Below are 12,023 nucleotides of genomic sequence, written 5' to 3'. Positions count from 1 at the left end.
ATAGTTCGACCACCGTCGAAAAAAGACGGTCATCGAAAAATGGGTCCGGGAATGGAAAGGGCGCTATGGTACTGGATGGCAGCGATTTCGTCACGCGTCAAAATAGGCCAAGTTGCCCTGTCACTAGTGTAGCAAAGTCATCGTCAATGAACGGTAAAATTCCCTCCGCGACTGGCTGAAGCTGACGCGTCAGGTAGTGATCGTAATCGAGCGGCGAGTGTTGATAATCAACGGGTTCCGGGCCGCTGGTGGTCCAGACATATTTGATGGTGCCACGGTTTTGATACTGCGGCGCACGGCCACGGCGCACGTTCTCGTCATCGGCCAGGCGCGCGGCGCGCACGTGCGGCGGCACGTTACGCTGATACTCCGCCAGCGGACGGCGCAGGCGTTTGCGATACACCAGTTGGTCATCCAGCTCACCGGCCATCAGGCTGGCAATGGTTTCGCGCACGTAGTCCTGATAAGGCTCATTGCGGAACACGCGCAGATAGAGCGTTTGCTGGAACTGCTGCGCCAGCGGGGTCCAGTCGGTGCGTACTGTCTCCAGTCCTTTAAACACCATCCGCTGTTTATCACCTTCCTGAATCAGCCCTGCATAGCGCTTTTTACTGCCCTGATCGGTGCCGCGAATGGTCGGCATTAAAAAGCGGGCGAAATGGGTTTCAAATTCCAGTTCTAACGCGCTGGTTAACCGCTCTTTTTGCAAATTTTCGCGCCACCAGTCGTTCACGAAAGCGACCAGCGCTTTACCGATTCGCGCGGCATCCTCTTCGGAGTGGGTGCCTTTCAGCCACACAAACGTAGAGTCGGTATCGCCATAAATAACGTCATAACCCTGAGATTCAATCAGTGCTTTGGTCTGGCGCATGATGTCGTGCCCGCGCATGGTGATGGACGACGCCAGACGCGGATCAAAAAAGCGGCAGGCGCTGGTGCCCAGCACGCCGTAAAAGGCGTTCATGATGATTTTCAGCGCCTGCGACAGCGGCTTGTTGCCATGCCTTTTCGCCTCGTCGCGACCGTGCCAGATTTGCCCCACGATCTCCGGCAGGCAGTGTCTTTCACGTGAGAAGCGCGCGCCGAGAAAGCCTTCGGTGCTGTGTGCGTCATCCGGCTGCGCCATGCCTTCCACCAGCCCCACCGGATCGATGAGGAAGGTACGGATAATCGACGGGTAGAGGCTTTTATAATCCAGTACCAGTACAGAGTCATACAGCCCCGGACGGGAATCCATCACATAGCCGCCGGGGCTGGCCTGTGGCGGCACATCACCCAGATTGGGGGCAACATAACCCGCCCGGTGCATACGCGGGAAATAGAGATGGCTGAACGCCGCGACAGAACCGCCATGCCTGTCTGCTGCCAGGCCGTTCACCGTGGCGCGCTCCAGCAGGAACGGCATGATCTCGGTTTTGTGGAAAATCTGCGTGACCAGCTCGCAATCTTTCAGGTTATAGGTGGCGAGCGCCGGTTTGTCTTCGTTAAAGCGCCGGTCGATCTCGTCCATTCTGTCCCACGGGTTGTCGATGGATTTGCCCTCGCCAAGCAGCTCCTGCGCCACCGCTTCCAGCGAGAAAGAGGAGAAGTTCCAGAACGCGGATTTCAGCGCCTCGATGCCGTCGATAATCAGCCGACCATTGGCCTGCGCGAAGAACACACCGTTTTTAAAGCCGTGCTCACGCCACTCCAGCTCGCTATTGCCGCGCCCCAGCATCAGTGGAATACGGTAACGCTCGGCGTGTTTTTGCAGCACGCGGAGGTCGAACTGCACCACGTTCCAGCCGATCAGCACGTCCGGATCGTAGTCGGCAAACCACTGGTTAAGTTTTTCCAGCAGTTGCGGGCGGCTGTTTACGTATTCAAGCCGGAAATCCAGCGCGGACGCATCGCCGTTTGGCGGCCCGAGCATATAGACAACCCGATCGCCGCAGCCTTCCAGACCGATGCAGTAAAGCTCGCCGTGGCGGGTGGTTTCGATATCCAGCGACACCCATTTCAGCGGCGGGCGGTAGTGCGGGCTGGGCTTCAGGCGTGCATTTACGATCCTGCCATTTTGTGCGGTGCCATCGACCCAGACGGGCGCGGTGATAAACCGCTCCATCAGGAAACGCTCCGGCGGGCGAATATCGGCTTCATAGAGCGTGACGCCCGCTTCGCGCAGCAATTTTTCATAGCGCATCAGCTGGCGATGGGCGCGACAGTACAGGCCGTATACCGGCTGGCGGTGGAAATCTTTCAGCGCAAGCGGGGTAACGCGCCAGTGATTTTCGCCGCGCAGGAGCTGCTTCACTTTCTCGACGTGAGCTTCAGGAATAAACGCCACGGATTCCTGCGGCGGCAGCGTAACGTTTAGCGGGCCGTTGTCCGTTGCCAGCCAGAATTCAACCTCGGTGCCCTGAGGGGTATCCCGCCAGTGTCGGGTCAGTAAAAAGCCTTCTTGCGCCTGCGTCACGCCGTTATCCCATAAAACAAAACCAGGCCTGATTATAGCCTGGTTAAGGGTATTTTGCTGGGGTTTTATACAGTGCCGGTTTTGCCGGATGACGCTGCGCTTATCCGGCCTACAGATCCCGCAGGCCCGGTAACGCAGCGCCACCGGGCGATGATCTACTGCCCGTAATAGGCCTTCGCGCCGTGCTTGCGCAGGTAATGCTTATCCAGCAGGGTTTGCTGCATATCTGGCAACTGCGGTGCCAACTGGCGGCAGAAGATCCCCATATAGGCGACTTCTTCGAGCACGATGGCGTTATGCACCGCGTCTTCCGCGTTTTTACCCCAGGCAAACGGGCCGTGAGAATGTACCAGCACGCCGGGCATCTGCGCCGCGTCGATACCCTGCTTTTCGAAGGTTTCGACAATCACGTTACCCGTTTCCCACTCGTACTCACCGTTGATCTCCGCATCGGTCATCAAACGCGTGCAGGGAATGGTGCCGTAGAAGTAGTCCGCATGCGTGGTGCCGGTAGCGGGGATGGGCTGCCCTGCCTGCGCCCAGATGGTCGCGTGACGCGAATGGGTATGTACGATGCCGCCGATGGTCGGGAATGACTGATACAGCAGGCGATGAGTCGGCGTATCGGAGGAAGGTTTTTTGTTGCCTTCGACCACTTCACCCGTCTCGATGCTGACTACCACCATATCGTCTGCGGTCATTACCGTGTAATCCACGCCCGAAGGCTTGATCACGAACACGCCTTTTTCCCGGTCAACGGCGCTGACGTTACCCCAGGTGAGGGTCACAAGGTTATGTTTTGGCAGCGCCAGGTTGGCTTCGAGTACCTGACGTTTGAGCTCTTCTAACATTGTTGTCTCCAGTGCCGGATGGCGCTTCGCTTATCTGGCCTACAGGATCGTAGGCCCGGTAAACGCAGTGCCACCGGGCATTCCGTGCTTTAGCGTTTTGAACCGTAATAGACTTCATTCCAGCGCAGCGCGTCTTTAAAGGCGGGCAGGCGGGTATCGTTATCAATCACGGTCAGCTCGATGTCGTGCAGCTCGGCGAACTGACGCATGTCGTTCAGATCCAGCGCGTGGCTAAACACGGTGTGGTGCGCGCCACCAGCCACAATCCAGGCTTCTGACGCGGTTGGCAGGTCTGGCTGCGCTTTCCACAGGGCGTTGGCGACCGGCAGTTTTGGCAGGGAATGTGGCGTTTCAACCGCATCCACACAGTTCACCAGCAGGCGGAAACGATCGCCCAGGTCAATCAGACTGGCGTTGATAGCCGGGCCGGTACGGGTGTTGAAGATCAGACGCGCCGGGTCGGCTTTCCCGCCAATGCCGAGGTACTGCACGTCGAGGATCGGTTTCTCTTCGACGGCAATAGAAGGACACACTTCCAGCATGTGCGAGCCGAGCACCAGATCGTTGCCGTTCTCGAAGTGGTAGGTGTAGTCCTCCATAAAGGAGGTGCCGCCCTGCAGACCGGTTGACATCACCTTCATGATGCGAAGCAGAGCGGCAGTTTTCCAGTCGCCTTCGCCCGCAAAGCCGTAACCCTGCTGCATCAGACGTTGTACTGCCAGGCCCGGCAGCTGTTTCAGGCCGTGAAGATCTTCAAATGTGGTGGTGAAGGCGTGGAAACCGCCCTGTTCCAGGAAGCGCTTCATACCCAGCTCGATGCGCGCCGCATCCAGCACGTTCTGGCGCTTATCACCGTTGATTTGTGCTGCGGGCGTCAGGCGGTAGCTGCTTTCATACTCATCGACCAGCGCGCTCACGTCGCCCTCGCTGATGTCATTGACCACCTGCACCAGATCGCCCACGGCCCAGGTGTTCACCGAGAAGCCGAACTTGATCTGCGCGGCGACTTTATCGCCGTCGGTGACCGCCACTTCACGCATGTTGTCGCCAAAACGCACCACTTTCAGGTGGCGGGTGTCCTGCTTAGAGACCGCCTGACGCATCCAGGAGCCGATGCGTTTTTGCGCATGCTGATCCTGCCAGTGGCCGGTCACCACGGCGTGCTGCTGGCGCATACGCGCGCCAATGAAGCCGAACTCACGGCCGCCGTGTGCGGTCTGGTTCAGGTTCATAAAGTCCATGTCGATGCTGTCCCACGGCAGGGAGGCGTTGAACTGGGTATGGAACTGCAGCAGCGGTTTGTTGAGGATCGACAGTCCGTTGATCCACATTTTGGCCGGAGAGAAGGTGTGCAGCCACACCACCAGGCCGGCGCATTTATCATCGTAGTTCGCATCGCGGCAGATGTGAGTGATCTCATCCGGCGTGGTGCCGAGCGGTTTCAGTACCAGCTTGCACGGCAGTTTGGCTTCTGCGTTCAGCGCGTTAACCACGTGCTCTGCGTGTTTCGTTACCTGCTGCAGCGCTTCCGGTCCGTACAGATGCTGGCTGCCAATCACAAACCACACTTCATAATTATTAAAAATGGTCATTATCGTGTCCTTAATGAGTCAGGGTTGCCGTAGTGTCCGCGGTGCTTTTGGCCGGGGCGGCGACAGGGAGATAGTGAAGCTCGGCGCTTTTTGCCCATTGCTGGTAGCGCTGATAAAGCTGTTCAAAGCGTTGCGCCTGCTGAGCACGCGGCTGGAGGGTGCTTTCGACGGCGCTTGCCATATGTTGCTGCGCGGTGGGGATATCCGCATGGACGCCTGCGGCCACGGCAGCGAAAATTGCGGCACCCAGCGCACAGCACTGATCGGAAGCCACAATCTGCAGCGGACGGTTCAGCACGTCACAGCAAGCCTGCATGATCACCGGGTTTTTGCGGGCGATACCGCCCAGCGCCATCACGTTGTTTACGTCGATACCTTGCCCGGTGAAGCACTCCATAATGGCGCGTGCGCCGAATGCGGTAGCCGCAATCAGGCCACCAAACAGCGCAGGCGCATCGGTTGCCAGGTTGAGATCGGTAATGACCCCTTTCAGGCGCTGGTTGGCAAACGGCGTGCGGCGACCGTTAAACCAGTCCAGCACCACCGGGAGGTGATCGAGTGACGGATTTTTTGCCCAGGCTTCGGTGAGCTGCGGCAGAAGCTGTTTTTTGCTGTCGGCAATCTGGTTTTTCAGTTCAGGATGCGCCGCCGCCAGCTGGTCCAGCGGCCAGCCGAGCACGCGGCCAAACCAGGCGTAGATATCGCCAAACGCGGACTGACCGGCTTCCAGGCCGATAAAGTCCGGCACCACGCTGCCGTCCACCTGGCCGCAGATGCCTTTCACCGCACGGTCACCGACGGTCGTTTTATCCGCCGTCAGAATGTCGCAGGTAGACGTGCCGATGACTTTCACCAGGGTATTGGGCTGAGCGCCCGCGCCGACCGCGCCCATATGGCAGTCAAACGCGCCACCCGAAATCGCCACGTTCTGCGGCAGGCCCAGTCGCGTTGCCCACTCTTTACAGAGCGTACCAACCGGGATATCGGCGGTGAAGGTGTCGGTAAACAGCGGATATTTCAGGCTTTTGTTGATGATCGGATCGAGGTCATCGAAGAACGTTGCCGGAGGCAGGCCGCCCCAGCTTTCATGCCACAGGGATTTATGCCCGGCGCTACAGCGGCCACGGCGGATGTCCTGTGGGCGAGTGGTCCCGGAGAGCAGCGCCGGAACCCAGTCGCACAGCTCAATCCAGGATGCGGCCGCCTGTGCAACCGAGGCGTCCGCACGGGTAACGTGCAGGATCTTGGCCCAGAACCACTCGCTGGAGTAGATCCCGCCGATGTAGCGCGAGTAGTCAGTTTTGCCCGGCTGATGGCACAGACGGGTGATGGCCTCGGCCTCCTCCACGGCGGTATGGTCTTTCCACAGCACGAACATGGCGTTCGGGTTGTCGGCAAATTCAGGGCGCAACGCCAGCACGCGACCTTCCGCATCAACTGGCGCAGGCGTTGAGCCGGTACTGTCGACGCCAATGCCGACAATCTCAGCACGCTGTGCGTCAGTCAGTTCTGCCAGCACGGTTTTGATCGCCGCTTCCATCGACTCAATGTAATCACGCGGATGGTGGCGGAACTGGTTGTTTGGCGCATCGCAGTAGCGCCCCTCTTGCCAGCGCGGATACCACTCAACGCTGGTTGCTATCTCCTGGCCGGACGTACAGTCCACTGCCAGTGCGCGAACCGAGTCGCTGCCAAAATCGAGGCCAATCGCAATTGCCATGGTGTTGCTCCATCAGAAAAACGGGTATGAAAGAACATTAGAGACTGGGGGCGAAAATCGTCAGGCAGGAACCGCTAATCTTATGGACTAAATTGCTGTTGCAATGAAAAGTGTGACGCTGTGCAAATATTCAATGTGGACATTTCTGCCGCACTTATAGACACTTTTGTTACTGCTCATCTGCCGATGCTGGCGGAGAAATCAGGGGGAAAGGCTGAATCATGGCGGACGTAAAAGAGGCGTGATGCTTTTTGGATCTTTGCGCAGGCCATTTTTATACGGCTTTTATCGATATGGACAATTGGTTTCCTTCAGGACCGTTGGGAGAATTGAATCTATGGCCGAAACGCAAAACGATCCCTTACTGCCGGGCTACTCGTTTAATGCCCATCTGGTGGCGGGGCTGACCCCTATCGAAGCCGAGGGTTACCTCGATTTTTACGTTGACCGACCGCTGGGGATGAAAGGGTATATTCTGAACCTCACCGTGCGGGGAGAGGGGGTCATTAAAAATCACGATCAGCAGTTTATCTGCCGCCCCGGCGATATGCTGTTGTTTCCACCGGGGGAGATCCACCACTACGGCCGCCATCCGGAGGCCAAAGAGTGGTATCACCAGTGGGTCTACTTCCGCCCGCGCGCCTACTGGCAGGAGTGGCTCTCCTGGCCTGCGATATTCGCCCATACCGGTTTTTATCGCCCGGATGATGTTCACCAGGCACAGTTCCGCGAGCTGTTCGCGCAGATTATTGAGGCGGGGCAGGCAGGGGGGCGCTATGCCGAACTGCTGGCGATCAACCTGCTTGAACAGTTACTGCTACGCCGCATGGAGGCGATTAACGAATCGCTCAACCCACCGCTGGATAACCGCGTGCGTGATGCCTGCCAGTACATTAGCGATCACCTGGCCGACAGCCAGTTTGATATCGCCAGCGTTGCACAGCATGTTTGCCTCTCGCCGTCACGTTTGTCGCACCTTTTCCGCCAGCAGTTGGGCGTCAGCGTGCTGAGCTGGCGCGAGGATCAGCGTATCAGCCAGGCGAAGCTGCTGCTCAGCACCACCCGAATGCCCATTGCCACCGTGGGGCGTAACGTGGGCTTTGAAGATCAGCTCTATTTTTCACGCGTGTTTAAAAAATGCACCGGAGCCAGCCCCAGCGAATTCCGTGCAGGATGTGAATAAACGGTAAAAAAAGATAAACAAACAGGTGAACTCAGAAAGCACCCTGTAAACTATTCAGACAATTGATGCCTTGACGCGGCGCAGGGCGCTAAGCAGAATCCCTGATTCGTTTTCTGACTGGAATAGTTATGCAGGCATTGCTGGAACATTTTATCACCCAGTCCGTTATGTACTCGCTCATCGCCGTGGCGCTGGTGGCGTTTCTGGAATCGCTGGCGCTGGTCGGGCTGATTTTGCCCGGTACGGTGATGATGGCGGGGCTGGGCGCGCTGATTGGCAGCGGTGAAGTTAATTTCTGGCAGGCGTGGATGGCCGGGATTATCGGCTGTTTACTGGGAGACTGGATCTCTTTCTGGCTGGGCTGGCGCTTTAAGAAACCGTTGCACCGCTGGTCGTTCATGAAAAAGAACAAAGCGTTGCTGGATAAAACCGAACATGCGCTGCATCAGCACAGCATGTTCACGATCCTCGTGGGCCGCTTTGTCGGGCCAACGCGTCCGATCGTGCCGATGGTGGCCGGGATGCTGGATCTGCCCGTCGCGAAATTTGTGGTGCCGAACATTATCGGCTGTGTTTTCTGGCCGCCGTTCTATTTCCTGCCGGGGATTCTGGCCGGTGCCGCTATTGATATCCCGGCCGATGCGCAAAGCGGCCAGTTTAAGTGGTTGTTGCTGGCAACGGCACTGCTGCTGTGGCTGGCGGTATGGCTCTGCTGGCGGTTATGGCGCAGCGCAAAAGCGAATGTTGATCGCCTGACGCGCTACCTTCCGCGCTCGCGCTTGCTGTGGCTCGCGCCGTTGACGCTGGGCGTGGCAGTAGTGGCGCTGGTCGCACTGATTCGCCATCCGCTAATGCCGGTGTACGGTGAGATCCTGTTGAAGGTGGTGAGCCGTTAAGGTATTTTCCCTCTCCCGGTGGGAGAGGGTCAGGGTGAGGGCATCAGACCGCACGAATGCCTAACAGTGAAGATGCCCCCGCTTTACCACTAAGCAGTTCTTCTGTTTCGCCATCCCATAAAATGCGCCCCTCCGCGATCACCACCGAACGTGGCGCGATGCGTGCGGCATCTTCGATACTGTGCGACACCATCAGCATCGTAAGCTGCTGGCGGCGGCAGACATCCTGCACCAATGCCAGCATTTCCTGACGTAACGCGGGATCGAGCGCAGAGAAGGGTTCATCCAGCAGCAGAACCGGTTGTTCGCGCACCAGGCAGCGCGCCAGCGCCACACGCTGACGTTGCCCGCCGGAAAGCTCGCCCGGCAGCCTGTCGAGAAAGTCGGTTATCCCCATTTGCGCGGCAATGAGCTCCAGCTTTTCGCGCTGGGCATTGTTCAGCTTGAGTCCCGGATGCATCCCCAGGGCAATGTTTTGTCTAACCGTAAGATGATTAAACAGGTTGTTTTCCTGAAACAGCATCGACACAGGACGTTTCGCGGGCGGCGTGCGGGTATGGTCGTGGTTTTCAATCACGATCGCCCCGCTTGCCGGTTGCAGAAAACCGGCAATCAAATTGAGCAGCGTGCTTTTTCCTGCGCCGCTTGGGCCAAGCACCGCAATCATCTCACCCTGGCGGACGGAGAGGGTAAAACGCATCGGCAGATGCCGGTAAAGCCAGGTCACATCAATCAGTTTTAACATCACGCCCCGGAAGTTTTTCGATAACGGTAAATAACGCAAAGCACAGCAGCAGCAGTAAAAGCGCCGTGACGGCACCGTCCTGGCTGCGATAGGAGCCGATTTGCTGGTAAAGCCAGAACGGCAGCGTGCGGAAATCTTCATTGCCGAAGAGCGCCACCACGCCAAAATCACCGATCGAGAGCACGCAGGCAAACGCCAGCGCTTGTGCCAGCGGGCGTTTCAGGGCGCGTAGCTCCACAACCTTTAACCGTTGCCAGCCCTGCATTCCCAGAGACTGACACAGCAAACTGTAGCGGTTGTTCACGTCGCGCATCGGGTTTTCCAGCACTTTGAGTGCGTAAGGGATGGCCATCAGGGCGTTGGTGAAAATGACGATGCCGTCGGCGTTTTCCGGCAGGCCGATGGTGCTGTTGAACAGTAAAAAGAAGCCCGTCGCCAGGACGATGCCCGGCATCGCCAGGATCAGCATCCCCGTCAGCTCCAGCGTTTGCCCGGCTTTACGGGCGTGGCGGGCATAGAGTTCACGGCTGCTCCATAAAAGCATCATGGTCAGTATGACGCATAGCAACCCGGCGGCCAGCGCAATCCGCAGCGAGGTCCAGGTCGCTTGCCAGAGGACTGGCTGTTGCAACACGGACACCAGATTGAGGTTCAGCCCATCGACGATGACCGCCATCAATGGCGGGAGCAACAGCAACAGCGCCAGCACGATAAGAAAAACATCGGTGATGCGGCTGTGCAGGCTGTCCTGCGGATCGCGCCAGCCTGCGATTTGATTGCTGCCTGGTGGAATCGCTTTGCTTAATCGCTGGCTCAGCAACACCAGCGCAAGGCAACAGACCATCTGCACCATCGCCAGCAACGCCGCACGGCCAGGGTCATAGTCGTAACTTAACGCCTGATAAATTGCCAGCTCAATGGTGGTGGCCTGCGGCCCGCCGCCGAGAGAAAGCACGGTGGCAAAGCTGGCGAAGCAGAGCATGAAGATCAGCGCGGCGACGGGCGGGATCTGACGTCGCAGCCATGGCCATTCGACAAAACGGAAGAACGACCAGCCGCGCATGCCGAGTTGGGCGGCAATCTGACGCTGTTCGCCAGGGATATTCTCCAGCGCCTGCAAAAAGAGCCGTGTTGCCATCGGCATGTTGAAAAAGATGTGCGCCAGCAGAATGCCCTTCAGCCCGTAGGGGGAGAAGGTCCACTCCAGACCTAAAGACGCAAAGAGTGAGGCCAGCCAGCCCTGACGACCATACACGCTCAAAATACCGAACACTGCCACCAGAACGGGCAGGATCAGCGTCATGGCGCACAGACGGAGAAGCGCCTGCCTGCCGGGAAAACGCCTGCGGTAAAGCGATCTGGCGAGGAAAATGGCCGGGATCACCGACAGCAGCGCGGAGAGAAATGCCTGCCAGAAAGAGAAGCGAACTACGTGCCAGAGATAACTGTCGTGCCAGAGTGCGGGCACGTCACTTTCTGGCGCGTTAAACCACAACGCAAGAAATGCGCCCAGACTGACCGCCACCATCAGGATGGCGGCGAGCAGCCCAGGTATTAACCAGCCGGGAATCAGCGGCTGACGGCGCGTTGCCATTCACTTACCCATGCTGCACGCTGCGTGGCGACCTGCTGCGGCGTAAATTCCAGCGACGTTTGCGGTTTGGTTAGTTGGTCGAAGCCTGCCGGCAGCGTCACGTTGGTCACCGGGTACATCCAGTTGCCTGTCGGGATCGCATTCTGGAACGCCGGGGAGACCATAAATTTCAGGAACTTCTCGGCCAGCTCCGGCTGTTTACTGGCGGCAGTGCGCGCAGCCACTTCTACCTGAAGGTAGTGGCCTTCAGCAAAATTGGCGGCGGCGTAGTGGTCTTTCTTCTCAGCGATAATGTGGTAGGCCGGGGAGGTGGTGTAGCTCAGCACCAGGTCGCTTTCTCCTTTCAGAAACAGACCGTAGGCTTCGCTCCAGCCTTTGGTGACGGTCACGGTTTTGGCCGCCAGTTTCTGCCATGCTTCCGGCGCGTTATCTCCGTAAACTTTCTGCATCCATAACAGCAGCCCTAAGCCAGGCGTACTGGTACGCGGATCTTCATATATCACGCGCCATTTCTGGTCGCTTTCGACCAGCTCTTTCAGGCTTTTCGGCGGGTTTTTCAGCTTATTTTTGTCATAGACGAAAGCAAAGTAGCCGTAATCGAACGGGACAAAGGTATCGTTTTTCCAGCCACCAGGGACGTTAACGGCATCTGCCGCTACGCCGCTTTTGGCGAACAGTTTGGTTTGCGAGGCCGCTTCCAGCAGGTTGTTATCCAGCCCAAGCACCACATCGGCTTTGCTGTTTTTCCCTTCCATGCGCAGACGGTTAAGCAGCGAGACGCCATCTTCCAGCGCCACGAATCTCAGCTCGCAGTTGCAGTCGGCTTCGAAGGCTTTTTTCACTACCGGGCCTGGGCCCCAGTCGGCAGAGAAGGAGTCGTAGGTGTAGACCGTCAGAACGGGCTTAGCAAAAGCAGGCAGCGCAAACAGCGCCAGCAGGGGAAGACATTTTTTTAACACTTTGCACCTCAAAGTTGAGTGGCAAAGG

The 12,023-nt window shown here is 57.9% G+C and carries 9 protein-coding genes; 2 read left to right on the top strand and 7 right to left on the bottom strand.

The window, feature by feature from the left end; translation table 11 throughout:
* Window positions 1-97: 97 nt before the first annotated feature.
* The 4 genes from polB to araB form a co-directional block, all read right to left on the bottom strand.
* Window positions 98-2,455, bottom strand: a complete 2,358-nt coding sequence (gene polB, locus ABGB15_RS17785) for a DNA polymerase II (RefSeq protein ID WP_215723329.1) — start codon at window positions 2,453-2,455, stop codon at window positions 98-100.
* Between the two features lie 155 nt (window positions 2,456-2,610).
* A complete protein-coding gene (araD, locus tag ABGB15_RS17780; RefSeq protein WP_215723328.1) occupies window positions 2,611-3,306 on the bottom strand; it encodes an L-ribulose-5-phosphate 4-epimerase in 696 nt (231 codons plus the stop codon).
* A gap of 89 nt (window positions 3,307-3,395) precedes the next feature.
* Window positions 3,396-4,898, bottom strand: coding sequence for an L-arabinose isomerase (araA, locus tag ABGB15_RS17775; RefSeq protein WP_215723327.1), 1,503 nt, complete (start codon window positions 4,896-4,898; stop codon window positions 3,396-3,398).
* A 10-nt stretch (window positions 4,899-4,908) separates the two neighbouring features.
* On the bottom strand, window positions 4,909-6,618 hold the full coding sequence (araB, locus tag ABGB15_RS17770; protein WP_215723326.1) for a ribulokinase: 1,710 nt from the start codon (window positions 6,616-6,618) through the stop codon (window positions 4,909-4,911).
* A 337-nt stretch (window positions 6,619-6,955) separates the two neighbouring features.
* On the opposite strand from araB, the gene araC reads away from it, so the two are divergent.
* Both araC and ABGB15_RS17760 read left to right on the top strand, forming a co-directional pair.
* Entirely contained in the window at window positions 6,956-7,801 is an 846-nt protein-coding gene (gene araC, locus ABGB15_RS17765; protein WP_152083429.1) for an arabinose operon transcriptional regulator AraC, read from the top strand.
* Between the two features lie 128 nt (window positions 7,802-7,929).
* Window positions 7,930-8,697, top strand: coding sequence for a DedA family protein (locus ABGB15_RS17760; protein ID WP_215723325.1), 768 nt, complete (start codon window positions 7,930-7,932; stop codon window positions 8,695-8,697).
* 43 nt (window positions 8,698-8,740) lie between these two features.
* Here the strand turns inward: ABGB15_RS17760 and thiQ are convergent, their stop codons facing one another.
* Genes thiQ through thiB form a run of 3 tightly spaced genes read right to left on the bottom strand, consistent with a single transcriptional unit; the run spans window position 8,741 to window position 11,995 of the window.
* Window positions 8,741-9,442, bottom strand: coding sequence for a thiamine ABC transporter ATP-binding protein ThiQ (gene thiQ, locus ABGB15_RS17755; RefSeq protein ID WP_215723324.1), 702 nt, complete (start codon window positions 9,440-9,442; stop codon window positions 8,741-8,743).
* Window positions 9,426-11,036: a thiamine/thiamine pyrophosphate ABC transporter permease ThiP gene (gene thiP, locus ABGB15_RS17750; RefSeq protein WP_215723323.1), complete on the bottom strand. Its 1,611-nt coding sequence runs from the start codon at window positions 11,034-11,036 to the stop codon at window positions 9,426-9,428. The genes thiQ and thiP overlap by 17 nt, the downstream gene beginning before the upstream one ends.
* The gene (gene thiB, locus ABGB15_RS17745; protein WP_215723322.1) at window positions 11,012-11,995 is read right to left on the bottom strand and encodes a thiamine ABC transporter substrate binding subunit; all 984 of its coding nucleotides are present in this window, start codon (window positions 11,993-11,995) and stop codon (window positions 11,012-11,014) included. Before thiB ends, thiP begins: the two co-directional genes overlap by 25 nt.
* Between the last annotated feature and the right edge of the window lie 28 nt (window positions 11,996-12,023).

The organism is Enterobacter sp. MALB-1 (assembly GCF_041021625.1).
GTDB lineage: Bacteria > Pseudomonadota > Gammaproteobacteria > Enterobacterales > Enterobacteriaceae > Enterobacter > Enterobacter oligotrophicus.
This window is presented reverse-complemented; position numbering and strand designations above follow the sequence as displayed.

Bases quoted from the DNA above. Each gene is read 5' to 3' on its own strand.
- araD (WP_215723328.1), bottom strand. From the start codon at position 3,306: ATGTTAGAAGAGCTCAAACGTCAGGTACTCGAAGCCAACCTGGCGCTG.
- araA (WP_215723327.1), bottom strand. From the start codon at position 4,898: ATGACCATTTTTAATAATTATGAAGTGTGGTTTGTGATTGGCAGCCAG.
- araB (WP_215723326.1), bottom strand. From the start codon at position 6,618: ATGGCAATTGCGATTGGCCTCGATTTTGGCAGCGACTCGGTTCGCGCA.
- araC (WP_152083429.1), top strand. From the start codon at position 6,956: ATGGCCGAAACGCAAAACGATCCCTTACTGCCGGGCTACTCGTTTAAT.
- ABGB15_RS17760 (WP_215723325.1), top strand. From the start codon at position 7,930: ATGCAGGCATTGCTGGAACATTTTATCACCCAGTCCGTTATGTACTCG.
- thiQ (WP_215723324.1), bottom strand. From the start codon at position 9,442: ATGTTAAAACTGATTGATGTGACCTGGCTTTACCGGCATCTGCCGATG.
- thiP (WP_215723323.1), bottom strand. From the start codon at position 11,036: ATGGCAACGCGCCGTCAGCCGCTGATTCCCGGCTGGTTAATACCTGGG.